General features: G+C 44.6%; 25 protein-coding genes and 3 pseudogenes. 13 read left to right on the top strand and 15 right to left on the bottom strand.

Features of this window, described 5'->3' with window-relative positions; all coding sequences use genetic code 11:
• Window position 1: 1 nt before the first annotated feature.
• The 3 genes from HRE53_RS28830 to HRE53_RS28820 all read right to left on the bottom strand — a co-directional run bounded on the left by HRE53_RS28830 (window position 2) and on the right by HRE53_RS28820 (window position 1873).
• Entirely contained in the window at window positions 2-766 is a 765-nt protein-coding gene (locus HRE53_RS28830; RefSeq protein ID WP_235111912.1) for a Mu transposase domain-containing protein, read from the bottom strand.
• Window positions 767-785: 19 nt separating this feature from the next.
• The gene (gene istA / locus HRE53_RS28825; RefSeq protein ID WP_235111910.1) at window positions 786-1556 is read right to left on the bottom strand and encodes an IS21 family transposase; all 771 of its coding nucleotides are present in this window, start codon (window positions 1554-1556) and stop codon (window positions 786-788) included.
• A gap of 146 nt (window positions 1557-1702) precedes the next feature.
• Complete coding sequence (locus HRE53_RS28820) at window positions 1703-1873, bottom strand: hypothetical protein (protein WP_235111908.1); 171 nt, start codon at window positions 1871-1873, stop codon at window positions 1703-1705.
• 35 nt (window positions 1874-1908) lie between these two features.
• Between HRE53_RS28820 and istB the strand changes: the two genes are divergently transcribed.
• Window positions 1909-2628: an IS21-like element helper ATPase IstB gene (gene istB / locus HRE53_RS28815; RefSeq protein ID WP_235111907.1), complete on the top strand. Its 720-nt coding sequence runs from the start codon at window positions 1909-1911 to the stop codon at window positions 2626-2628.
• A gap of 159 nt (window positions 2629-2787) precedes the next feature.
• On the opposite strand, the gene HRE53_RS28810 is transcribed toward istB, so the two are convergent.
• Window positions 2788-3468, bottom strand: a complete 681-nt coding sequence (locus tag HRE53_RS28810; RefSeq protein ID WP_235111904.1) for an Rpn family recombination-promoting nuclease/putative transposase — start codon at window positions 3466-3468, stop codon at window positions 2788-2790.
• Window positions 3469-4329: 861 nt separating this feature from the next.
• Between HRE53_RS28810 and HRE53_RS28805 the strand changes: the two genes are divergently transcribed.
• From HRE53_RS28805 to HRE53_RS28795, 3 genes and pseudogenes are all read left to right on the top strand, one after another.
• Window positions 4330-4611, top strand: a complete 282-nt coding sequence (locus tag HRE53_RS28805) for a hypothetical protein (protein WP_235111902.1) — start codon at window positions 4330-4332, stop codon at window positions 4609-4611.
• 760 nt (window positions 4612-5371) lie between these two features.
• Window positions 5372-6925: a DUF4347 domain-containing protein gene (locus HRE53_RS28800; protein WP_235111901.1), complete on the top strand. Its 1554-nt coding sequence runs from the start codon at window positions 5372-5374 to the stop codon at window positions 6923-6925.
• A 50-nt stretch (window positions 6926-6975) separates the two neighbouring features.
• Window positions 6976-8329: pseudogene (locus tag HRE53_RS28795) on the top strand (ISKra4 family transposase).
• Window positions 8330-8332: 3 nt separating this feature from the next.
• On the opposite strand, the gene HRE53_RS28790 reads toward HRE53_RS28795, so the two are convergent.
• Window positions 8333-8857 (bottom strand): Mu transposase domain-containing protein, encoded by a 525-nt coding sequence (locus HRE53_RS28790; RefSeq protein WP_235111900.1) that lies wholly within the window; start codon window positions 8855-8857, stop codon window positions 8333-8335.
• A complete protein-coding gene (locus HRE53_RS28785) occupies window positions 8854-9291 on the bottom strand; it encodes a hypothetical protein (protein ID WP_235111899.1) in 438 nt (145 codons plus the stop codon). Before HRE53_RS28785 ends, HRE53_RS28790 begins: the two co-directional genes overlap by 4 nt.
• Before the next feature lie 279 nt (window positions 9292-9570).
• Between HRE53_RS28785 and HRE53_RS28780 the strand changes: the two are divergent.
• From HRE53_RS28780 to HRE53_RS28745, 7 genes and pseudogenes are all read left to right on the top strand, one after another.
• A pseudogene (locus HRE53_RS28780) lies at window positions 9571-9729 on the top strand (DUF4351 domain-containing protein); the annotation flags it as partial.
• 325 nt (window positions 9730-10054) lie between these two features.
• A pseudogene (locus HRE53_RS35370) lies at window positions 10055-10565 on the top strand (Rpn family recombination-promoting nuclease/putative transposase); the annotation flags it as partial.
• Between the two features lie 273 nt (window positions 10566-10838).
• Window positions 10839-11543, top strand: coding sequence for a nucleotide exchange factor GrpE (gene grpE / locus HRE53_RS28765; protein ID WP_235111966.1), 705 nt, complete (start codon window positions 10839-10841; stop codon window positions 11541-11543).
• Between the two features lie 309 nt (window positions 11544-11852).
• The gene (locus HRE53_RS28760) at window positions 11853-12485 is read left to right on the top strand and encodes a hypothetical protein (protein WP_235111896.1); all 633 of its coding nucleotides are present in this window, start codon (window positions 11853-11855) and stop codon (window positions 12483-12485) included.
• Between the two features lie 108 nt (window positions 12486-12593).
• On the top strand, window positions 12594-13031 hold the full coding sequence (locus HRE53_RS28755) for a transposase (RefSeq protein ID WP_235111895.1): 438 nt from the start codon (window positions 12594-12596) through the stop codon (window positions 13029-13031).
• A 450-nt stretch (window positions 13032-13481) separates the two neighbouring features.
• Complete coding sequence (locus tag HRE53_RS28750) at window positions 13482-13736, top strand: DUF1816 domain-containing protein (RefSeq protein ID WP_212667005.1); 255 nt, start codon at window positions 13482-13484, stop codon at window positions 13734-13736.
• A 275-nt stretch (window positions 13737-14011) separates the two neighbouring features.
• Entirely contained in the window at window positions 14012-14893 is an 882-nt protein-coding gene (locus HRE53_RS28745) for a polysaccharide deacetylase family protein (protein WP_235111894.1), read from the top strand.
• Window positions 14894-14946: 53 nt separating this feature from the next.
• Here HRE53_RS28745 and groL read toward each other — a convergent pair whose 3' ends face one another.
• The 5 genes from groL to HRE53_RS28720 form a co-directional block, all read right to left on the bottom strand.
• The gene (gene groL / locus HRE53_RS28740; RefSeq protein ID WP_235111893.1) at window positions 14947-16581 is read right to left on the bottom strand and encodes a chaperonin GroEL; all 1635 of its coding nucleotides are present in this window, start codon (window positions 16579-16581) and stop codon (window positions 14947-14949) included.
• A 28-nt stretch (window positions 16582-16609) separates the two neighbouring features.
• Window positions 16610-16921 (bottom strand): co-chaperone GroES, encoded by a 312-nt coding sequence (groES, locus tag HRE53_RS28735; RefSeq protein ID WP_235111892.1) that lies wholly within the window; start codon window positions 16919-16921, stop codon window positions 16610-16612.
• Between the two features lie 136 nt (window positions 16922-17057).
• Window positions 17058-17396: a DUF1816 domain-containing protein gene (locus HRE53_RS28730; RefSeq protein WP_212667002.1), complete on the bottom strand. Its 339-nt coding sequence runs from the start codon at window positions 17394-17396 to the stop codon at window positions 17058-17060.
• A gap of 381 nt (window positions 17397-17777) precedes the next feature.
• A complete protein-coding gene (locus HRE53_RS28725) occupies window positions 17778-18023 on the bottom strand; it encodes a thioredoxin family protein (protein WP_212667001.1) in 246 nt (81 codons plus the stop codon).
• Window positions 18024-18184: 161 nt separating this feature from the next.
• Window positions 18185-18367 (bottom strand): hypothetical protein, encoded by a 183-nt coding sequence (locus HRE53_RS28720; protein WP_212667000.1) that lies wholly within the window; start codon window positions 18365-18367, stop codon window positions 18185-18187.
• On the opposite strand from HRE53_RS28720, the gene HRE53_RS35365 reads away from it, so the two are divergent.
• Window positions 18332-18415, top strand: a complete 84-nt coding sequence (locus HRE53_RS35365; RefSeq protein ID WP_396124667.1) for an integrase — start codon at window positions 18332-18334, stop codon at window positions 18413-18415. The genes HRE53_RS28720 and HRE53_RS35365 overlap by 36 nt on opposite strands.
• Before the next feature lie 126 nt (window positions 18416-18541).
• Here the strand turns inward: HRE53_RS35365 and HRE53_RS28715 are convergent, their stop codons facing one another.
• Window positions 18542-19825 carry a transposase gene (locus tag HRE53_RS28715; protein WP_235111890.1) on the bottom strand — a complete coding sequence of 428 codons (1284 nt, stop codon included), beginning with the start codon at window positions 19823-19825 and terminating at the stop codon, window positions 18542-18544.
• 121 nt (window positions 19826-19946) lie between these two features.
• Between HRE53_RS28715 and HRE53_RS28710 the strand changes: the two genes are divergently transcribed.
• Entirely contained in the window at window positions 19947-20465 is a 519-nt protein-coding gene (locus tag HRE53_RS28710; protein WP_212666999.1) for a universal stress protein, read from the top strand.
• A gap of 131 nt (window positions 20466-20596) precedes the next feature.
• On the opposite strand, the gene HRE53_RS28705 is transcribed toward HRE53_RS28710, so the two are convergent.
• The 3 genes from HRE53_RS28705 to HRE53_RS28695 all read right to left on the bottom strand — a co-directional run bounded on the left by HRE53_RS28705 (window position 20597) and on the right by HRE53_RS28695 (window position 22388).
• On the bottom strand, window positions 20597-20839 hold the full coding sequence (locus HRE53_RS28705; protein ID WP_212666998.1) for a hypothetical protein: 243 nt from the start codon (window positions 20837-20839) through the stop codon (window positions 20597-20599).
• Between the two features lie 622 nt (window positions 20840-21461).
• Entirely contained in the window at window positions 21462-21938 is a 477-nt protein-coding gene (locus HRE53_RS28700) for a tetratricopeptide repeat protein (protein ID WP_235111889.1), read from the bottom strand.
• Between the two features lie 45 nt (window positions 21939-21983).
• The gene (locus tag HRE53_RS28695) at window positions 21984-22388 is read right to left on the bottom strand and encodes a hypothetical protein (protein ID WP_235111965.1); all 405 of its coding nucleotides are present in this window, start codon (window positions 22386-22388) and stop codon (window positions 21984-21986) included.
• Window positions 22389-22519 lie beyond the last annotated feature (131 nt).

Genomic DNA, 22519 nt, shown 5'->3' with positions numbered 1-22519 from the left:
CCTACGTCGCTTGATAATATTCGGACCCTCGGACATTGGCATGGTGAATAGGAATCACCTTATGGGTTTCATCCGGTAAGGGGTCTGATTCAAGTTTGTTTTGGAGCATAGATTTGAGATAGCGTTGGCCCACCATCCCCATAGCATTAGCCCGATTACAGGCGGCTTCCAACCTTTCAGCACCATGGGTTGTTCTTAGATGTTGCACCCCTTTCAAAGCACGAAACGCCTGTTCATCATGGGCTTTCTTCTCAAAGATATCTATCACTTGCTGCTTCGTCGCTGGTCCAACATTCTGGGCCCAAGCCAGGAAGGTCTCTCTCGATTGGGTTTTGTAAGCCAAATGCGCTGGTGGCATATGCCCCTCTTCAGTGGAATGCTGAAACGGCAAGCTAGAACGTTCATGTATCGCAATGCGCTGATGGTCATGAAAAATCTGCACCAAAGATTCCGTAATCTTGACGGATACTGATTTCCCCACATATTCATAAGGGACACTGTAATAGTGGCGGTTCACCTCAATGTGGTAATCAAAACTCACTTTCGCGGTTTTAAATTCGCCAAACTCAAACGCATGGCTGGGCAAGGGTCTGAGTTCTGGTTGGTCCACTTGCTCAAATAATTCTCGACGGGATAGACCATAGGATTTCATGGTCCGATGGTTGAGTTTCTCCAACCCTGCTGCAATCGCTTCATTCAGTTGCTTGAAACTGGTAAAGGTCTGGTCTCTCAAGGGTGCGAGAATATGACGTTCCACTTGCTGCACCGCATTCTCCACTTTGGGTTTATCCCGAGGGCATTTGGGGGCGAGCGGGCAAGATGATCACGTTGTAGTGTTCCGCAAAGTCTTGATAACTCCGATTGATACCGGGCTCATAACGGCACGGATCTGTGACTCCTGACTTGAGGTTGTCTGGAACGATAGCGACCGGCACTCCACCAAAGAAGGCCAATGACCGTTGATGAGATCCGAGCCAGTTCTTGATGGTTTGGCTTTCGGTCGCCTCTGCATAGGTGTAGTTACTCGCTCCACAGCAGGCCACAAACACTTGAGCTTGAGTGACCTCACCGGTTTTGGGATGGACCACCGGCACGGTCATACCACAGTAGTCTACAAAGATTTTTTCCGCTCCCTTGTGGGTCTGGCGCATGGATAGCGAGTGCTGTTTTTTCCACTTGCGGTATCGACGGCAAAAGCCACTATAGCTACAGTTCCAATCCCCTCTCTCTTTACCTTCCATCCACAGTAGGCCGAGGGTGACCCCTTTACGTTGCATCTCTCGATGCACATACTCGAAGTCAATCGCAGGCTTCTTACGGGAGGACTGACGTTGACCTTTTCCCAGCAGATGCTGGATATCACTATCACTTAGTCGGCTTAACTGGTCATAACTGAGGGATTGACCCTGAGCACGATGCAGATAGTCTCGGACAGCGGTACGGGAGATGAAGCAGCTACGGGCGATCTCCGATTTATTGTGGCCGAGTTCATGTAAGCGAATAATTTCTCTAAATTTACTCATCGACAGGGTTGCTCCTTGACGTTTATAGGCCATTGCCATCTCCATTCCTCTGGCTAATGCACAGAAGTTTAGAGGATGGCCTGGCTAGGGATAATGACCTGTCGAAATGATGGTTAGGGGGGTGGAGAAGTTAACTGCCACTTATCCGGTGAAGATAACTTCCACAAGGGTGGAGAAGTTTATTGCCATTTGACTGGCGAAGATAACTTCCACAGGGGTGGAGAAGTTACTGCCATTCGACCGGAGAAGTTACCCTCCCAAGGGGTGGAGAAGTTACTGAGAATATGCACATTGGCAGTGAATATCTCTTGGAGTTTGTAGAGCATCCTCATGCTTGTGCCGACTCTCATCTTCTCCAGAACTCCTCTGAAGGAGGTATTGCTAAATGACGTTAGACATCATGCTGAAGCGATTGGGGTTGAGTACAGTCCAACGAGTACTACCGGAACTGACGCCTATCGCTGAGAAAGAGGCTTGGTCTTATACTCAGTTCCTCGAACGCCTGGTCTCTGAGGAGATTGCCCAACGGGCAGAAAATCGGATCGCTAATCAGGTTGCCAAAGCCAAGTTTCCGTTTCAGGCGACCATTGAAACCTTTGATTTCACTTTCAAAAGCGATCTCAAACTGCAGATGCTTGGACGGTTTCTGGGCCCAGAATTAGTGAGCGAACATCGCTCATTAATCCTTGAAGGTCCCCCAGGAACGGGGAAAACACACCTGTGTATTAGTATTGCCTACAAGTCAATTCAGAATGGCTTTTCAGCCCGTTTTACAACGGCAACTGCACTGATTAATGACTTAAGAGTTGCCCATGATCTCAACCTTGCCCTCAAGCCTTATCTGCAACCTCATGTACTGGTGATTGATGAGATGGGCTATCTCGGCTATGGATCTGGAGCAGCTGATGTTCTGTTTCAAGTGGTGGACCAACGCTATCTCAAAGGCAAGCCCATTCTGTTTACCACTAACAAACCCCTCAAGCATTGGGGGAGGGTTTTGCATGATGAAGAGCTGGCTCGGGCCATTATTGACCGGACCCTTCACCATGGCGAGTACATGAAGCTGACTGGAGCGTCCTATCGATTGAAAGGTCGAAAAAATTGATTTGGATCTGCCAGCTATTTCTGAGCGCCCTACGGCCACAAAAGGGGGGTGATACTAAATCAGAAAATTGACAGATAATGACAAGCTAAGCGATCAATAAATTTAGTGGTCAAACTTTCCGGAAAAGATCCTCGATCTGCCAGTCAGAGTTTCCGGAATTCACAGGAGGATAAGTCTTTCTTCACCTTCATGTAAGGCTTCCTGGTAGACTTTGGTTTGCTTGAGTTCGCTTAAGCCCAACATACTCTCTATCTCTTCACGGCTCAGTTGTGGAAATTTATAGACCACAATCGTTTCAATCAACTCCATTATCGCCGCTATCTTAGGATTTGTCTGTCTTTGTTTCTGAGCCCTTGATAGCATTGCATTTGCTTGGGTCACAATATCCTCTGAATTCGCGACAACCAGTTGCATGAGTCCCACTCCAAGGGAATCACTGGGTTCATCCAAATCCTCCAAGTAAATTCGATGCACCTGATCGCTAACTAAATTGGCTCGGAATACTTGAGGGTGATCAGGCTCAATGCTGCGTTTGGGGTAGAGGACAACGGCCTGCCAGTCTACGGTCTCAGGATGAAGCTTCAGATACAGATAAATCTCAGAGAAAAACCGTTGATAGAAGAGCGTGTCACGCTGAAACTGAAATTCCACAAACCAGACCGTCTGGTCTGCAGCTTCTGGGGTAGGCAACAGAATGCCATCGATGCGAAAGGCAACCTGCTTTATTTCTACTGACTTGAATTCATAGCCTTGTGCTATTTCAGGAGATTGACCCAGCAGCTCAAACAAGATGCCTGGGTCTGTCTGAAAGATACGATAGAAAATTGAATCCGTTTTCAATGGAAGTGATCGTTCTGCGTCGTTCCAGCTATTCTACTGGATGGAGACGACTCCTCGACTTAGCCAAAGTTCAGCCCAAGCTCTAAAGGCGTCAATGTTTATTCTTTAGCCCTAGAGAATAAACATTGACACACTCTTACTTTTCACCTGGTTCAAAATAAGATGAAGACAGAGACCGAGTTGTAATTTATGAATCTTGAGCTGAACTCTCAAGATTAAAGAAAACAGACCTAGCGCATGGCTAGCTGATCACAACTCATCTCTGTTTGAAGATGTCTCTCTTCGTTGTTGTCCATTACCAAGAGATCAAAAAAACATCTGTATGATTGATATTACCCAGTGCCCTCCATAATTTAACTTTTTTATATTTATATTTCAAAGAAAATACATTGAAATTTCTAAATATTTTTTACAAGCAAAGCCGTATTCATTAATATGGATTCTAGAGAAAAAAGTTAGCCCAACATAGATATCTAGGGATTGGCTTAATTGTAGAGCTCTTAAATATCACTTCTTAAAAAGAATTGATTGTGTTTGCATTATTTTTTTTATCTACAAAGCATAACTAGTAGTGAGATATGACAGAATACTTGGGATATATTTCGAGGGATCAACCAAGTTAAAAACAAGAGTCGAAAACAAGAAAATAATTTCTATTCTTGTTTGTTTCTAGTCCACTTTTGCTGAATCATAATATTTCTTGATAAAAGACTAGAAAACATGAAGGTATTAGTATTTTTCTGGGCACCATACTGAAGTCTTAATTATCAACTATTTCCTATTTTTTACTAACTATTATCTGGAAATAAGTTGATTTTTTGACAAAGAGTAGTGTTCCGTTTGTTTCAGAGACTTAACTTAATGTGCGTTCTCTATAAAGGCTTTCTGATTGCCTCGTTTTTAGCCAGTACAATACTCTGCCAAATGGTTAGGGCAGAACCGGAATCACCCCAAACAAAAAATAGTGGAGTTATATCGACAAGCGTCATTGATCTTAAAGTTTCTGCTTGGAGAGGTATTGGCTATACCACTGATGGTACTGGTTTTGAAGGCTTTGGTTACCTTGAAGGCTTCTTTCCATTGCGTCAAAAACCTGGAACAGACATCACTTTCAATAGACCTCTTGCAATATTCGTTTCATGATGTGTTACTCACTCAATTTATGCCGCGATCTGACATGATTTTTTAGTCCTCTACCATATCGGTAGCTGAATTACGCAAGAGGTCTATTGAGGCCCGCTTGCTGCTCGATAATGGCGCTCATTTAGGCAGCAACTTCTTGCTTGATCATCGCTTCTACGACAAAAATGATAATCGAAACTATGCTGGCTATTTAGGAATTGATACTCGCAGTACTGATAATAATGTCTTTCCCCAATTAGGCTTAGGCATTGAAAGCTTGGGAAATAAGTGGGACTTTCGGATGGGAGCATGTCACCTTTGCAATCTAGTATTTATACTTATCCCAGAAATCCTTGCTAATCTTGCTTTCAGACATCAAATTTCTGATTACAAATTTTGTGCATCTGCAAAGGTGACATGCTCCCCTTTCGGATCAATGGCTATATTCGTCTAAGTAGCCGTTCACGAATAGGGAATCGCTTAATTTTAGAGAGTATTCAGCAGTAACAGCATATTCGTGAATTTAAAAGTGTATTAACAGGGGTTGATGGTGGAATCAGTTTCAAACTTGCTCAATGGAACCAGGGAGATATAAGAGCTTTTGCCAGTGGATATTTCTATGACGTTTCTATTGATGGCTATGTCAATAACAAAAAAAATCAAATGAGTCTTTAATTACTAATATTTCACGAATAAATCATCTAATTAATCTAGTTCAATAACATTATTTCTCACTTCTTTTTCATCTTTGTTTTATTGTATTTTCCGGGGGACTAGATCCATGACTGCCGTAACGAATCACAAATTATCAGTTCTTTTTGTAGACTCTGATGTTGAGGATTATCAAATTCTCATTGCTGAGGTAAAACCTAACGTTGAGATATTTACCCTCAGCGACAATCAAGATGGGGTTTTACAAATTTCTGAGAAGCTAGAAGCACTATATTGTCGGCAGTTATGTGACAATTTCGATCTTGAAATCCATATCCTTTCCCACGGTTCCCCTGGTTGTCTTTATTTAGGTAGTAGCGAGCTAAGTCTATCTAGCTTAGAAAGCTATATTGATAAGGTTCAAAACTGGTTTACTCCAAGCTTACAGCTATCCAACCGTCCATACTCTTCAGCACTATATCTGTACGGTTGTAATGTTGCCGCTGGAGATGCTGGAGAGGAGTTTTTAGCGAAGCTCAACCATTCAATTGGAGCCAATATTTATGCTTCCACTTCTAAAGTAGGACATCCCGATTCAGGTGGTAGCTGGGCGTTAGATGTACCAGGAATAGAAGGGACACAATCTATTTTTGGACCCACTGCCCTCAATGCTTGGGACCATACTCTTAATCCCAATGACGATACATCCTCGGCCCTTCCAAACATCGTTCAGAATATTGATATTCGGGCCAATGATCCAGCCACATCAGCCGCCACTACGATTGTCGCGCTCCCTACGAATGGCACGGTAGCTCTTCAATCTGATGGCACCGTTAACTACACCCCCAATAATGGCTTCACGGGTGTGGACTCATTTGTATATCAAATTAATTCAGACTACACCGTTGCCAATCCTGACCGTGCAAGCATCACGCCAGGCACTACGCAAAATATCGATGTCCTCTTAAACGACACGGATGCTCAAAATGAAGATCTAACCGTCACATTGCCCAATGGAACGACATCAGATAATGGTGGCACATTAGTCATCAACGCGAATGGAACCATTGACTATACCCCTGCTGTGGGGTTTCTGGGTTTAGATAGTTTTACCTATCAGATTGATGATGGCAATGGCAACACTGACACAGCCATTGTCGAACTTGATATTCGCTTTGATGAACCTCGTTCAGAGCACTACTTGCCGCCTAGACCCGCAGGTTCAGTTCATGCTAACTTCCCCATGAAGTTACTGATCACGACAGAACTTCCGACGGCGACAGGGGTTATTTCTTTTCCCGGCTCTATTACAGACTTAGATATTCCCTTTAGCATTACAGAAAGTACATCTGAATTTAGCCTAACGCTGGGCTTCACTAACCTAGGGGGGACAACGATATTTAATACGGTTGGCAGCAATGGTATTAAAGTGGTAACCGACAATGGTGAAGCGATTAATGTTCAGCTTGTTCAAGAAAATAGCAATGGTCAGTCTTTTCTGAGTTCCAAGGGCCTAGATGCTCTAGGTACAGAGTTTTACGCTGGCGAAATGGACGACCTTAACTCAGCAGAGGCTAATGCTCCTGCTAGTATTATTTCTGTTATTGCCACAGAAGATAATACACAAGTGACTTTTGAAGCACCCAATGCAGCTTGTAAGCGTAAATATCACATATTAATATAGTTTTCCGTGTTACTCTAATTCTTGTAGAGGTTTGAGAGCAGCGGTGGTAGATGGATTACGAATTTAGAGTAATAGTCGAGAAAGTCTCTGTCACCAGCCAGGAAGTCGTTAAACGAGACACTCTAAAAATCTATGACATTAAACAACCAAAGTCCATTCTAGATCTTGGATTGCGCCATGAAGAACAAATCTCTCTACTTTCCAAAGTTCAAAGTGCACTGTTAGCTGAACAATCCACCCTCATCGACATCGGTCTAAAGCAGTGTACTAAATGTGGCGAGAAACTCGGAAAGCTTGGTTTCATGTCATCTACCTTTCATGCCGTCTTCAGCGACCATAAGCTCCGCATTCAAAAGCATCGTTGCAAGAACCCAGAGTGTCGGTGGCAAAGTACTCCAACAACGATTAGTGTCTTCGGCACGGATACTCATCCTGACTTAGTGAAACTGCAATGTGAGAATGGTGCCTTGCATAGCTATCGAGAAGCTCAGGATAATATGGAACGCCTGAACGCTCAGCGTCGGAGTGTGAATAACCATGTCCAAATCAAAAACGTAACTAATCAAGTCGGTGAGCGTTTATCTCAAGTGAACACGACCCCTCCTAATTCAGAAGAGTTACCCGCCCCCTGCAGTAGAACTCATTGCTCAAGTCGATGGCGGGCATATCCCGACTAAAGATAAAGACAAACGCAGTTTTGAAGCCTTATCGGGCATCGTCTATCGTCCCAGTGCTCTTGAGATAGTTGATAAACATCATCGCCAAATTACTGAAAAGACCTGTGTTGTTTCCGCTTTAGACGATGAGTTGCAAACCATCAAGACCTATCTGCATCATGCAGCACTCAAACAAGGGATGACCCAAGAGACAAAGGTTACCGCTTTGGCCGATGGAGCACACAACTGTTGGTCAGTTATCTTAGCCCTTGAACCCCATTGCAAAACCTTAGACCTCATCTTGGACTGGTTTCATATTGGTAAGAAATTCCAGAATGTCAGCAATGCACTGGGGGAAACCTTCACAGACTCCCTTGATAGTGCAAAGTGGAGTTTATGGCATGGCAAAGTAGATGATGCTCTGCAGAAGATTGCGTTGCTTCGAGACAACATCTCAGATGAGAAGAAGCAAACAAAGCTTAAAAGCCTACACGACTACTTGAAGAATAACCGTGACTATCTCGTCAATTATGATCAGCGAGATAAAGTAGGTTTAGCTTATACCAGCCAAGTTGCTGAATCTCATATTGACACCATCATTAATGCTCGCCATAAAAAGAAGCAGAAGATGCAATGGACTCGGGATGGTGCTCATAATGTCTTGCAAATTAGAGCCAGTATGATTAGTGATGAATGGGAAGAAAAGTGGCTTGATTTGGTTCTCCCTGAAGAAGAAAAAGCTGCTTGAGAATTAGCTTTCTAATACGTGATATTTACGCTTACAACAGCGATCACCTTGATAGATGCTCACTTGTTCTTGCTGTAGGTGTAGAGTCACGGTTTGACCCACCGCATGGCCAGGGACGGAGTACTCTATCCCTCGATAGTGAACCCGTGCCGTGGGCCGGACGACGACACTGACTTTGAAGGCATAGGTTTGAGCCTGATGATTCAACGGTTGCAGTGGCTCACGCTTGAGCAGCACAGCAGGAATTTCACCAGTGGCATCACAAGGTCTTTGCTCATTGACATGGTTCATCCAGTCCTGAAGTTGCTGATGAATATCTTCCATGTCCTTAAAGGTCCGACCACAGAAGAAGTTACCTTTGACGAACCCCACTAGATTCTCAACCGACCCTTTCTCTTGTGGACGATAGGGCCAGCAAGCTAGGGGAATCAAGCCACAATCAACAACGAACTGACCAAAGCGTTCTGTCCAATGGACTTTGACACTGCCATCTTCTTGCATCTCTCGGGATTTGACCGCACTGCTCATGTTGTCAAAAAACTCCCATCATCGGCACCCCCACCAAAATGCTCAAAGCCTTTGAGTAAGCTGCGAACTACCGTTTCTTGTTGTTCGTTCTCGACGATCTGGATATCCACAAATCGAGAGTATTTGAGCCGGGAGGCAAAGAAGCGAACCAATTTGCGAGTGCCATCTGCAAAAGTGACCCAGCGCTGACCAAAGTCATGCTGGGAAAACTCTCCAGGTAATCCCTCAAACCGAAGGATAGGCTTTGGAGGCTCCTTCGGTCTGATGCGCCTGACTAATTCATAGACAGCCGATTTACCACCGGTATACCCTTGTTGTCTGAGTCGAGCCAGAATCTCTTGGCCTTTAATCAGTCCATCTTCAGGCGCACGAGGTTCTTGAAGCCATTCCAAGATTTGTGCCTCATATTGGCTAACGGGACTGGGTCTACCCATGTTTCTAGATTTCCGGAAAGCCTCCTCATTAATGTCGGTGATCTCGGGTTCTTTCTCAATCCGTTGAATACTTTTTTCACTAATGCCCGTGAGTTCTCGAACTTCCTTTTGGGGAGACTTTTTTTCTTTCTAAGTTTTTTGCACCACGTAACGCTCCAATTGCTTATACATCTGGACCTGCCACTGATTTAGATGACTATTTTCATCTTGCTCAGATAGTGGCAATGTTGGAGACAAACTTTCCGGAATTGGTGCAGTCAGAGTTTCCGGAATTCACACCTCCGGCAACTCACCCGCCGTATTGGTGATATTTCCTCAGAGTTGAGATCACAGATCCAATCCCTAACCCTCGATCAACTAGAAGCATTAGGTGAGGCTTTACTCAACTTTACGGAATCTTCTGATCTAGTGAACTGGCTGCAGAAAAACCGGTCATAGGCGGCAAGTCGGGATTTTGAGCCAAACACAAAATAATTTGCACCACTGAGCATGAGTTTCAAGATCACTATATTAGATCTGTGATTCTTATTCCAGATTTTTGACCAAAATCTGTATTACACTAAAACTTACATTAAAAAATGACCGTCTTAGGCTCGTCTCTAGAATTCTTTCCCCGATTGACTTTCGAGATTCCGGTGTTCGCTGGTGGTCTTGGTCGGGCTGGTCTTTTGTCAGATCTGTAGGCCGCTTGACTCAAATTTATTGAGAAGAAACTCGGTGATACACTCAAGCAGCTAATCGAATGTGATAGATGGAGAAGCGGGTGACACAGCAAGGGTCCATTGACCACGATGGTTTGTTTAAAGAACTGATTGAAACGTTCTTTTGGGAATTCCTAGAATTATTTTTGCCTCAAGTCTTGGACTATGTTGAACGTGGACCTGTGATATTTTTGTCCCAGGAGGTCTACAGCAGTATTGGCGCTAGAAGAGAAGCGCATTATTGATCTTCTGGCTCAAGTCCAGTTTCGAGGTCAGGAGAGCTATTTCCTCTTTCACATCGAACCGCAATCGTCTGATCAGCCTGACTTTGAGAAACGAATGTTCTACTACTTTGGACGATTGCATGAGAAGCATGATCTGCCCATTTATCCAGTAGTTATATTCTCTTATGACAGCCCTCGTAAAGCAGCGGAAAGTAGCTACAAAGTTGATTTTTCCGACTTCCAGGTCTTGCAGTTCAATTTCCAAGCTATTCAACTCAATCGATTGAATTGGCGGGACTACTTGAGACAGAATAATCCAGTGGCTTCTGCTTTGATGGCCAAGATGCAGAGGAAGCGTAACAGATCCCTAGCCTAAGATCATTCAGTCAAAAAATTACAGGAATTTGCCAGAAAATAGATAATTACTCAGCATAGACTAGGAATCTGTTACGCTTCCGTTACTGTAAGTCCTGAAGAGCTAAAAGACCTCTCATGCTCCTAAGTAAGTTCATATGAACAACATCTACAAAAATCTCGAATGTATGGAGAATCAAGATCTATGAACGACCACGTCAACATAAGCGAAGAGGTTCAAATAGCCGACACTCTTTCTTCCACAGATATGGATGAGAAACTCGATGAAAAAGTCATCAATGAAAAGGCTGAGTCAGGAATTGAGCAAGTTAGTGAGACTGAGGAGCCACCTCAGCATAAAGACGGTGATCAAGCTACTTTGGAACAGTCAACGGATGGGGCTATTGACACTCCAACAGGAGAGGTAGAGGCTAGCAGCGAGAAAACTGGCTCTTTGATTGAAGAGACAAGAAATCAGGCCCAGCTAGCTGAGCTGAGCCAACAGATCATCGAATTAAAGACACAATTGACAAGAAAAGTAGACCAGTATACGAGGTTGACAGCGGAATATGACAACTTTCGCAAACGGACCAATCAGGAAAAAGAAGACTTGAGGTTGAAGGTCAAGTGCTCCACGATTAGTGATCTCCTACCAGTCGTGGATAATTTCGAACGGGCAAAATCTCATATACACCCTCAGACAGAGGCAGAAACCAGCATCCATAATAGTTACCAGAGTATTTATAAACAGTTAGAAGAAAAATTCAAACAAATTGGGGTTTCTGCTATGGAGTGTGAGAGGAAAGACTTCGATCCCAACTTGCATGAAGCGCTCTTATGTGAACCGACGGATCAGGCTTCTGAGGGAACCATTTTAGAAGAACTTGTTAGAGGTTATGTTTTGGGTGATTGTGTTCTGCGGCATGCCAAAGTTAAAGTCGCTGTGGCTCCAAAACCTGCAATAGAAGACTAAATCTCGTTCTAACGGATTCTGGGGTCTATTAGAATTCAAGCCTATTGAGGGTTTCGAGAATCTACCTCTCCTTTCACTGTAGAGTCATTGGGCACTCTAGCAGCGAAGGGAAATACCCCATACATGGCAGCTTCAACTCGTGGCGATCAGACCATCTGTTTACCCGTCGAAAGTGAGACTCAATATCGACAGATAGTCCTTGTGACCTTGTCTCGAAAAAGGGCTTGGTTCAAAAGTAGGTAACAGTGTCATGAGCGATCAGGGTAGTCTGGAGACTTGTCGTTTCCTCCTCTGACTTGATCGCCGAGCATGATTTCAACCCCTGCCATTGCAGCCACCCTTCCGCCAAAGATCCGCAAAGATATCGGCATTCAGGCTCTATCAAGATCCATTCCCATTGCTCGCATTGCCAGAGAGAATCAAACCAGTCGCAAGTTCGTTTATGAGCAGAAAGCAATTGCTGCACAAGCGTTGGATGAATCCTTCCTCGCCGATAAAGGGGATGACGAGGTTCTGTTCTATTTACCAATCACCAAAACTTGGCTATTCCAACTGATTCTAGCTTTGGTGTTAATCTGCCACAGCTCCTATCGAGGTGTCGTTGAGCTATTGCGCGATCTGTTTGATTGGTCCATTAGTGTTGGGACCGTTCACAATCATCTGCAAGTCGCAGCTGCACAAGCAGATGAAATCAACCAAGCTCAAGACCTGTCTACGATTAAGCAGGGTCTTCATGATGAGATCTTTCAAGGCTCGATGCCTGTATTGACAGGGGTAGATGCCTTCTCCACTTACTGCTATCTCCTGAAAGCCGCAGAGCATCGAGATGAAGACACTTGGGGATGGTACTTACTCGAACTCCAAGCCCGAGGGTTTGACCCTGATAACACAATTGCTGACGGGAGCACCTCATCCTCATTGGTTAGAGCTATTGGGATTTAAGCGATTTCAACGGGCATAGTCTGAACTGATTGGGAAGAAGTAGACTTCAAGCCATCGAAAATTGATGGCTTATTTTGTCGTGGAAGTGTAACCCAATATTCACTATTTTTGAACCAAGCCCATTTAGGCTATGGGCAATTGTCGTACCTGGATGCGCAAGGACAAGAGCTTTCACTTCCTGAAGCTAAGAAACAGCGGTATGCACAAATTCAACATGATGCCTACGCCATCTATAAAGCGCCCACCTGGGAAGGGGCAGTTATTTCATTTCTGGTGTTCGAACGAAAGTGGACAGACTTAGAACCTGGCGCCGTTAGAACTTTTATCAACGATGCTGCCCTGACCTTGAGCTTCTATCATTTCGATGAATCCCTTCACTCACTTATTCGAACCTCCAACGCAATTGAACGGCTGTTCCAGGAATTTCGAACCAAGGCCGATGAAATTGGTGCGTTCCCTAATGAAGAGAGCTGTTTAGCGATTTTCTTTCTTGTCTTACGCAGGGATCATGCCAAGCACGATCGCTTCAAAAAGCGTGGCGAATAAATCGGGACACTAACTCATAAGTCGGTGTAAAGATCAGTCTGTCTCAAACAGCTTCCTTAATCGATTCAGGCTCCTAGTTAGGAAGTGTTCTAGTATCGGCGTGTTCATTTCACACACTTCCCAATACCTGTATCCTGCTGCCAGCAAAGGGTAACGCTAACACGAAGCTCTTGGCTTATCGTTCTTATGACGAAGCTAGATCTTTACACCGACTTATGACCACTAGGGACCATTCTGCTTGGTCTGGATATAGCGTCTCTATGTAAGGTAAAGTCAATGTACTTTTTTTTGAAAAGGGACGGGATCATTATCTCGTCTCTTTTTCCTGAGGCATACCCTCCAACATCCCCCCGAAAGCGCCCCTTGGAACTTCACAGTGTTCTCAAGTTTTTCTTCTAGTATTTACAAATGAATGTTCAAAAGTAATTTGTAAATTACAACTTCAGAAGTATGATGAATGCTTTATTGATTTACATGGCTGAACTCATAAATCACTTGGGTTTAGCCTGGTGGGTTGAGGTCAAAACGCTATCCCCGATATGCACGTACTTTTTTGGCCCATTTCTAAGTTATCAAGAAGCAGCAGTGGCTTTGCTTGGATATGTTGAGGATTTAGAATCTGAACATGCTCAGAATATAGTCACTCATATTCAACGTTGTCACCCAACCCATTTGACCAACTGTCATGAGAAAGAGTTCTCGTAGTGACCCTGCCCAAAATCCTGGAGTATCTGGACTTCAAGATCTTTATTAAGGTACTCGATAATCTGCGGATGAACCGGAAGTTTTTGGGGGATACAAAGGAGGGGTTGAGTTGGCCATTACTTTTCATATTGATGCAAGTAAAACAAAAATCATCGGTAAGCTGATTTTCAGAATCATTGAATTCTAAATGAAAGACCAGTCACATTGAACTTTGACTTTCTGCTTTTCCGGTTCAGTCTGATGAGCTTATTTAAGGGTTTTTAGTTGAGCAAGTAATGCTACAGGAAAAATTAAGCAGTCGTTTTACCAGTCAACAGTATTCATGGTTGGTAGTGGCAGGGTTATTTTTGGGCATCACTATCTCACTTGTTGTCCAGACTAATCCGAGTCAATTTTTTGTGACTGATTTTTCCCAGAATGCCAGTGCAGAGAATGCTAATTCGCCCCTAGTACAGACCAAATCTGAGTCTGGTCAACCTTCAATCGATCTCAAACAACGTCATTCTTATCAATTCCCTGAACAGTTTCAAGGTCGAACGATCAATAGGGTGACACTTCAACCGCATCAAAAAGCGATCGCACTCACCTTTGATGATGGACCTTGGCCAAAAACAACATCCAAAGTGTTAGATATTCTTCAAGAATATAATGTCCAAGCGACGTTTTTTGTCTTAGGTAGCAATATTCCTCAATACTCAGACTTACTCCAACGAGTCGCGTTAGAGGGTCATGCTATTGGTAATCATACCTGGAGTCATGGCTACCACAACCACAGTCCTGCATTAGCCCAGCGTGAGATTCAGCGGACAGCAAAAGCGATTGAAAAGTACACCGGGGTCAAAACATCTCTCTTCCGCCCACCCGGTGGTTTTCTCAACAATGGTTTAGTAGCCGAAGCTCAGGCTCAACAGCAAGTCACTATTTTGTGGAGTGTAGATGATATCTATCATGGGACGGTTGATGAAGCCGTGCAAAATATACTCCAGAACGCTACATCAGGTGGGATCATATTGATGCATGACGGCGGTGGCGATCGGGAGTTGACCATTAAAGCCCTTCCTCAAATCATCACCCAATTGAGGCAGCAAGGATATCAACTCGTCACTATCCCTCAACTGTTAGAGATGTCAGCAGGCCAGGAAATGAAGGTACAGTAGAATATCCAACCTTCCATATCTCAAGCATGCGTCAAGTCCATCGTGGACGAGGATTACATACCAAAGCTTCCATCTTCTCCACCTGTATGTGCCAAGTCTTTTGTTTTTGGCTCAGGTTGCTCCGCTATGATGCACTCAGTTGTCAGTACCATCCCGGCAATTGAAGCTGCATTTCGCAACGCAGCACGAGTCACCTTAGCGGGATCTACAATCCCCGCTGCAAACATATCTACAAACTCGCCTGCTATAGCGTCATAGCCAGTATTGAAGGCCAGATCCTTGATACGTTCTGCAATCACCGAGCCATTTCGACCCGCATTCTCCACAATCTGCCTTAGGGGAGCTGAGAGAGAACGAGTTACAATCATTGCCCCAATGAGTTCATCTCCAACTAAATGCTCAGCAGACCATTCCTCTAGTTGGGGTACGAGATGGGCTAGAGTTGTCCCCCCACCTGGTACAATCCCTTCCTCAACCGCCGCCTTGGTAGCGTTAATCGCATCTTCCAATTTCAACTTACGATCCTTCATCTCTGTTTCTGTAGCAGCTCCGACCTTGAGTACAGCTACTCCCCCAGTGAGTTTCGCTAGACGCTCTTGCAGTTTCTCTTTTTCAAAGGTTGCTTCTGTTTCCTCGATCTGACGATGAATCTGTTCACACCGGGCTTCAATACTACCCTCATTCCCTTCGGCAACGAGGGTAGTATTATCTTTTGTGATCGTTACCCGTCGTGCCTGCCCCAACATCTCCAACGTAGTGTTTTCTAGCGTCAGACCTACATCTTCGCTGATTACCTGGCCTCCGGTTAACACTGCCATATCAGCCAATAGATCGTTGCGGCGATCTCCGAATCCAGGAGACTTGACTGCAGATACATTGATAACCCCCCGCAGCCGATTAAGAACAAGTGTTGCTAGGGCTGCCTTTTCGATGTCTTCTGCAATGATTAAGAAGGGTTTGCCCGTCTGAGAGACTTTCTCCAGAATCGGAAGTAGCTCTTGGGCCAACGTGATCTTTTTATCTGCTAGTAGAATGTAGATATCCTCAAGGATGACCTCCATTCGTTCGGCATCCGTGACAAAGTGGGGTGAGATATAGCCCTTATCAAACTGCATTCCCTCAGTAATTTCGATTTCGGTATGCATCGACTTACCTTCTTTTAAGGTAATTACCCCTTTCTGACCCACTTTGGCCATCGCTTCTGCAATCATTTGACCAACGGTTTCGTCGTTTCCTGCTGCAATGGTTGCTACTTGCGTGATAGCGGTGGAATTTTGCACGGGTAGAGCATGCTCTGCGATCTGACCCAACATAAAATGAGTGGCTTTATCGATACCTCGCCGGATTGAGATCGGATTGGCACCAGCGGTAACATTCCGCAACCCTTCTTTGACCATGGCATGACTTAAAACAATTGCTGTAGTAGTGCCATCTCCTGCAACATCATTAGTTTTGGCTGCAACTTGGCGTAATAATGAAACCCCGGTATTGGCTAGATGGCTTTCTAGTTCAATTCCCTTAGCAATGGTGATGCCATCATTGATAATTTGAGGGACACCAAATTCACTTCCCAGAACGATATTGCGCCCTCTTGGCCCTAATGTCACTGCAACAGCTTTAGCAAGTAGGTTAATTCCTTGCTCTAAGGCATGACGGGCATCAATATCATACAGAATTGACTTAGCCATTATGGCTCACCTCTAATGATTTAACCCTCTAACCAATCACTGCAAGTAGATCTTGCTCCCCGACTAAGACATAGTCTTCATTACCCAGCTTGATATCAGTGCCAGAGAATTTGGAATAAAGGACTTGGTCGCCCTTCTGAATATCCATGGGTATATTGGAACCATCGTCCTGCCGTTTCCCTAGGCCAACGCTGACCACCTCTCCAATTTGAGGTTTTTCACGTGCTATGTCAGGCATCAAAATTCCACCTGCGGTCTTCTCTTCAGCTTTACTCACTTTCAGAAAGACGCGGTCTCCTAGGGGACTGACAGTAGAAACATTGAGAGCCAGAGTGGTCATATCCTAATCCTCTACAAAATTGATCGGTACACTAACTCATTGAGCGAAACGGTATGGTTCAACCCAAGACTATACTTTTGGGTTGAATCTAAACCTTAAAATCACTATCAAGCAAGGGCTATAGAGATTCGGATTGTCAATAAATGCGAGGACCAGTCAGCAAGGTTTCAAAAAAGGTGGGAGGACAAGCTTCCAAGTCTTGAATGGTGAAGTCTTTCTCTGTAAGTGTGCGTTGTCGTGGCTGGCAAAACTTACTGTCAGTGAAAATAATTGGGGATGTCTTTCTAGATTTTCTAACAAAGTCTAGTTCTGCGGTCTCAGCCTTAGCTTTATCTTCAAAAGGCCCATAGAAATTTAGGCAAGGAGGATTGGCAGTGCCAACCTCTAACCACCAGCCAGCACATAAACCATCATTCTTATCAGAAGCTTTTGACGCTCTGGTATTGAAGCTACTTGGGATTATTTTTTTAATCACTTGAATACTCCAGTCAGTGGGGATCTTTTACTCTCAAGATTAAGACTAGAGGTCGAACCTGAGTATTGTGTGAAGATTTCTCAGTTTTGATGCCGTGGTTCAAGTACCAGAAGGCTAATAGAACATCTCTCTTGCAGTTCAAAACTCCATATCCCTTTCTTGTCAATACTCTTCCGGTCTAGCGTAAAACCAAAAGTGTTACTCTTGGTTGAACCATACCCAACGGACCAAATACAGGGCTTCAAAAAATGCATTTCTCAACCGAGCAGAATTCTGAATCGCCTCAACTGGTAGATAGAAGCACACCAGAAAACCAGCCACAATTAGTGAAAGTGGCTTCCATTCCGCTTTCCAAAAATGCATAGTGATACCTCACAGAGTCTATGCAACCTGAATCAAGGCTTGAATTTTGTCTGGCTCTATGACTTTCCCTTGGCTAAGAACTTTGCCACCGATAACGAGAGCTGGCGTTTGCATCACACCATGATTAATAATTTCCATGGTGTCTGTGATATGAGAAAAATCACCATCTAAGCGAAGAGCAGCGAGTGCCTCTTGAGCGTTGGCTTCTAATTGCTTACATTTTTTGCAGCCTTTGCCTAAAATCTCGACTTTGATCTTACCCATGGTCGTAAGCGCCTCCATTGATTTAGATCTCGTTGAACATCTCGTGGCGTTCAACCTCGACTAGCCCTCAGGGATAAGCTAAAAGAAAGACTTGAGGGTTTTGTGAGGAGCCTCAGAATGTAGCTCGTTCTAACGGATTCTGGGGTCTCTTAAAAATCACCTTATCTGCGCCCATTCATGGACATGCCGATGGATAAGGTGAATTCAGCAGATCGTATATTGAGGCAAACCTTTGCTCGGGTGGGATTGGAGGGCTTCAGTACCCATAGCTTAGGCGTACAGCTCTGACCTGGATGCACAACACTGGGATGCCGACGAAACACATTCAGCGGATATCGGGGCATCGAACGCTGGCGGCGTTGTCGGGGTATCTAGAGGTCACCGATGAATAGCTTGAGGGGGCTATAGCGAAGTTGGTGCTTTTTAGCGGAATACTGATAGGGTTGAAGGGCTAGAACATGCGCGCTCACTCTTCAGTTTCGTTTCAAGAGCATAAGAAATCTTGTTAGTGTCCCGATTTATTCGCCACGGTTTTTGAGCCGATCATGCTTGGCATGATCCCTACGAAAAACGAGGAAGAGAATTGCTAAACAGCTCTCTTCATTAGGGAAAGCACCAATTTCATCCGCCTTGGTTCGGAATTCCCGGAACAACCGCTCGAGTGCATTTGAGGTTCGAATGAGTGAGTGAAGAGATGCATCAAAATCATAGAAGTTCAAAGTCAGGGCACAATCGTTGATAAAGGTTCTGACGGCGTCAGGTTCGATGTCTGTCCACTTTTTCTCAAACACCAGAAATGAAATAACTGCCCCTTCCCAGGTGGGCGCTTTATAGATGGCGTAGGCATCATGTTGAATTTGTGCATACCGCTGTTTCTTAGCTTCAGGCAGTGAAAGCTCTTGTCCTTGCGCATCCAGGTACGACAATTGCCCATAGCCTAAATGCCGCAGCATGGCTCGAACCTTGTGGGTAATGCAGCGTTGATGTTGTGCGAGGGGAAACAGAGCACGAATCACCTTAGGCAACCCAGTCGTACCATCACTCACAATCAATTTCACCGAATAGGGTTGCAATCCCCGTTGCCACAGATGCGCAAAGAATAGTGACCAAGCTGCCTCCGATTCTTGCGTCGCCATTTCATAATGAAGCACCGTTTGGGTGCCATCGGGCCACACTGCCATAGCGACTAGAATGACTCGGTCTTCCGCATGGCGTAGTTTCCGGATATGCCCAGCTTGATCTTCCCAAAAGTCTTCTGAGGAACACTGAACACTAGCCCAAACACCATCGACAATCAGAATAGGAGGGGTTTCCTCAAGACGAGTCTGACGGCTTTGGAACATTTGCTTCTGAGCTTTTAGCGTAATTCGGTTAATGGCATTAACGGATAAGACTGCTCCTAGAATCTCATAGAGAGCTTCTTGCAGATCCCGAAGCGATAAACCCATGACGTACAAGCCGAGGCAAAAATCGAGGAGACTGCCAAGGGCACGTTGGTAACGTTCTAAAATCTGCCACTCTCGGTCTGCGTTCCCTTTACGTAGTTTAGGGACAGACAGTTGAGGAATCCTACCATACTGCGTATCTAGAACCCGTTGATAATAACCTGAGCGCCGAGGTCGAGTCCCTTGAAGTTGGGATAGATAGGCTTGAACTTCTTCGTCTAGTGCTGCCTCTATTATTTTCTGGGTGACTTGGCTTGCTTCCAGGCGTAGGGTTGCTTCCAGGGCTTCGTTAATAGAGGCATAGGAGCTTTGGGATTGGATGCGGATAATCTGTTGTTCGCGCTGGGCAATGTTCATCAAGAAATGCTCTGAAGTCACTATTAATACAGCATTTCAGGAATTTCAACTCATGGCGAATAAATCGGGACACTACGAGAAATCTCATCAACTATAGTTTGGATCAAAGGAAGGAATACTCATGGGATATGAGCGCATTTTTGTTGCAATGGATGCTTCGTCCTTACAGTTTATTGTGTATGAGCGGGCATTAGAAACGGCTAAGCTCCATCAGGCTGAGTTGATGTTCCTACACTGCATAGAAGTAGAGGTTAATCCTTCAGGCACCTCAGCAGCTCCGATAGTAGGGATACCCGTTGGCGCTAGTGTACTTTCCCCATCTGCGGATGATTTTCAAATTACGAAGCAAACTTGGAGCGCTCGACTTGCAGAAACAAAACTATGGTTGCAAGAGTATTGCCGAAAAGCAGAACAACAGGGAGTGAAGGCAACCTTTGAGGCCATAATGGGAACCCCAGAGAATCAAGTTTGCAATCTTGCTCAGATATGGCAGGCTGATCTAATTATTGTGGGGCGTCATGGTCGCACAGGGTTAACGGAATTTTTCCTGGGAAGTGTTAGCAATTATGTAGTTCACCATGCCCATTGTTCAGTGTTAGTGGTTCAAGGGAAAGGTGTCGTTTCAAGCAAGTCTATTTGATTGGGCTGTTGGCAGTTGCACTAAACTGTGCGGTGAATCCTCGTACCAGGATACCCGGAAGGCTGTGAGCATTACTGCGATGATAGGCGCAAAGCTGACCTTTGAGAATCTTCGGCTGTCCGATCTTGAAGCTAACTAGCCTGATCGGGCACGTACTGATACTCTGGTAGAATCTTCTCAATCTCAGCCCTCAGTTGTGCATCTAGTTCTGCGTACTGTCTAGCTTCGATTTTTATCTGTGCCGCTTGCTGTCGAGCTTGAATCCTTGTTGTTGCAGCTATAGCCCGCATCTTTTTAGCATCGCTGTTGGAGTGGTTTAAAGTCTCTTCAGTATTTCGGGAGAGGTCAATCGAGTATTTTTCTTGATCGGCCATAGAGATATGGAATGGATGAGTAAAGATGGTCTAGTGAATGCTACTTAGGTATTTATGTACTGCTTTATCAAAGTTTCCCACGGCATTATTCGGTTTCTTTCAAAGCATCGCTAAGGAAGAAATGCAGGAACATTGAAAAGTAGAGAGACTGCCAAATCAAGAACCAAATTAAGGTGTAGCCTTCCATAGTTGCCTCCGAAGTGGGTTTGCTAACGCCATAAATGTATGGCTTCTAGCCTTCATTGTGCTTGATGTCAGCGATACTGCAATCACTTTGCTTGCTGCCAATACTTCAATTCTAAATAGATTTTTATAAACTTTCAATCAATTTATAATTGATTTTCATCTATGTATTATCTAGATGCTCAATTTTGACTTGGGCTGAATGAGTTATGACAACGATTTGATAACATTCTGGGGGCAAGGCTAAAACTCCCTTCAAGAGAAGAAAAACGCTTGCTGCTTGGCATGTCCTGGCTCCTGTATTGAGGAAAAAAACATCTGATTATCGCAATAAGTCAGGCCAGAACATGCAAGAGCCTAGCGCACGTCAGATCGGCAATGTCGCCATCCCAAAGCCGTGCCTTTGCTCCGCTCCCTGCCTTTACTTAGGGATGCTGCATTATTGAGAAGATTCAACCAGGCTTTGAGCTAATCGCTTTAGCAGCTCAGCATCTTGATTCTGAGGGTCAAGTTCTGTCGCTTTGGTTGCTGATTCCAAAGCCGCCTGATAATCCTTGAGCATTAACTGGCTTTTGGTGAGTTTGGTATATGCTTCAGCATTTTGAGGCTGAAGAACTGTAACTTGACTAAAATCCTCATTAGCTTCCTGAAATTTCTTGTCACCCATAAGGAGAACTCCCCGAAGTGTATAGGCTTCAGCTAGAGATGGGTCTACCCGGATCGCTTGATTAATTGCCTTCATTGCCCCCTCAAGATCTTTCAGCTCAAGGCTAGAAACCGCTGCGTTGTAGTGTGGATTCTTTACTGGGCTAGATGCTTCTTGAGCAAAAAGGGGTAAAAGACTACAGCAAGCAAGGCTTAGACAGAAAGCAGCTATCCCCGAAGTGAAATAAGTCCCTACTAGTTTTCGACGCATTCTCTGGTCCCTTTTGGCATTTGCGCCCTTTATTCTACTCTCAGCCTAGCCTGGTTGCACTGCCTGGAATTCCATCTCTTGCACCCACACATAGCTGAAGTCTTCAAACTCTTCCCCTGGTGTAATCAGAGTGGTCGATCCCTCTTGACTATTGATGAACTCTTTTCGCCATAACTCCCAAGCATAGATGGATGGCAACTCTATATCGGCGCAGTACTCAAACCAACACTCTCTTTGAAATCGAGAGATTTCGCAGTAAACCCGACTCTTTTGGATCTCAACTAACCCAAAATCAATCATTTCCTGAATTAGCGAAGGGTTTTTGGCTCGTGGTTCTCCATCGCCCATTACTGGAGATTCAAACGATAACTGAAGTGTTTCACCTGGATTTTCTTTTGCCAGTCGCAGGATTTCCAATTGTACCTGGGTTAGAGAGGGGATATGAACCATGCATTGTCCTCGTTTTGTTGAAATACTAGCGCCAATGTTGCCATCACAAAGCCCTGCCTTTGCTCCGCTCCCTGCCTTTACTTGGGGATGCTGCATTGTCAGAGTTTTGCGGGATGGGTACGATTTTTGGG

The organism is Acaryochloris sp. 'Moss Beach' (assembly GCF_021497025.1).
Taxonomy (GTDB): domain Bacteria; phylum Cyanobacteriota; class Cyanobacteriia; order Thermosynechococcales; family Thermosynechococcaceae; genus Acaryochloris; species Acaryochloris marina_A.
This window is presented reverse-complemented; position numbering and strand designations above follow the sequence as displayed.

Excerpts from the sequence above, each read along its gene's own strand:
- HRE53_RS28820 (WP_235111908.1), bottom strand. The coding sequence starts at position 1,873 with ATGAGAGTCGGCACAAGCATGAGGATGCTCTACAAACTCCAAGAGATA.
- HRE53_RS28785 (WP_235111899.1), bottom strand. The coding sequence starts at position 9,291 with ATGGGTAGACCCAGTCCCGTTAGCCAATATGAGGCACAAATCTTGGAA.
- HRE53_RS28720 (WP_212667000.1), bottom strand. The coding sequence starts at position 18,367 with ATGCCCCGATATCCGCTGAATGTGTTTCGTCGGCATCCCAGTGTTGTG.
- istB (WP_235111907.1), top strand. The coding sequence starts at position 1,909 with ATGACGTTAGACATCATGCTGAAGCGATTGGGGTTGAGTACAGTCCAA.
- HRE53_RS28700 (WP_235111889.1), bottom strand. The coding sequence starts at position 21,938 with ATGCGTCGAAAACTAGTAGGGACTTATTTCACTTCGGGGATAGCTGCT.
- groES (WP_235111892.1), bottom strand. The coding sequence starts at position 16,921 with ATGACCACTCTGGCTCTCAATGTTTCTACTGTCAGTCCCCTAGGAGAC.
- istA (WP_235111910.1), bottom strand. The coding sequence starts at position 1,556 with ATGGCCTATAAACGTCAAGGAGCAACCCTGTCGATGAGTAAATTTAGA.
- HRE53_RS28805 (WP_235111902.1), top strand. The coding sequence starts at position 4,330 with ATGTGCGTTCTCTATAAAGGCTTTCTGATTGCCTCGTTTTTAGCCAGT.
- HRE53_RS28725 (WP_212667001.1), bottom strand. The coding sequence starts at position 18,023 with ATGGGTAAGATCAAAGTCGAGATTTTAGGCAAAGGCTGCAAAAAATGT.
- HRE53_RS28750 (WP_212667005.1), top strand. The coding sequence starts at position 13,482 with ATGATGAATGCTTTATTGATTTACATGGCTGAACTCATAAATCACTTG.
- grpE (WP_235111966.1), top strand. The coding sequence starts at position 10,839 with ATGGATGAGAAACTCGATGAAAAAGTCATCAATGAAAAGGCTGAGTCA.
- HRE53_RS35365 (WP_396124667.1), top strand. The coding sequence starts at position 18,332 with ATGCCGACGAAACACATTCAGCGGATATCGGGGCATCGAACGCTGGCG.
- HRE53_RS28800 (WP_235111901.1), top strand. The coding sequence starts at position 5,372 with ATGACTGCCGTAACGAATCACAAATTATCAGTTCTTTTTGTAGACTCT.
- groL (WP_235111893.1), bottom strand. The coding sequence starts at position 16,581 with ATGGCTAAGTCAATTCTGTATGATATTGATGCCCGTCATGCCTTAGAG.
- HRE53_RS28745 (WP_235111894.1), top strand. The coding sequence starts at position 14,012 with ATGCTACAGGAAAAATTAAGCAGTCGTTTTACCAGTCAACAGTATTCA.
- HRE53_RS28710 (WP_212666999.1), top strand. The coding sequence starts at position 19,947 with ATGGGATATGAGCGCATTTTTGTTGCAATGGATGCTTCGTCCTTACAG.
- HRE53_RS28790 (WP_235111900.1), bottom strand. The coding sequence starts at position 8,857 with ATGAGCAGTGCGGTCAAATCCCGAGAGATGCAAGAAGATGGCAGTGTC.
- HRE53_RS28760 (WP_235111896.1), top strand. The coding sequence starts at position 11,853 with ATGATTTCAACCCCTGCCATTGCAGCCACCCTTCCGCCAAAGATCCGC.
- HRE53_RS28695 (WP_235111965.1), bottom strand. The coding sequence starts at position 22,388 with ATGGTTCATATCCCCTCTCTAACCCAGGTACAATTGGAAATCCTGCGA.
- HRE53_RS28705 (WP_212666998.1), bottom strand. The coding sequence starts at position 20,839 with ATGGCCGATCAAGAAAAATACTCGATTGACCTCTCCCGAAATACTGAA.
- HRE53_RS28715 (WP_235111890.1), bottom strand. The coding sequence starts at position 19,825 with ATGAACATTGCCCAGCGCGAACAACAGATTATCCGCATCCAATCCCAA.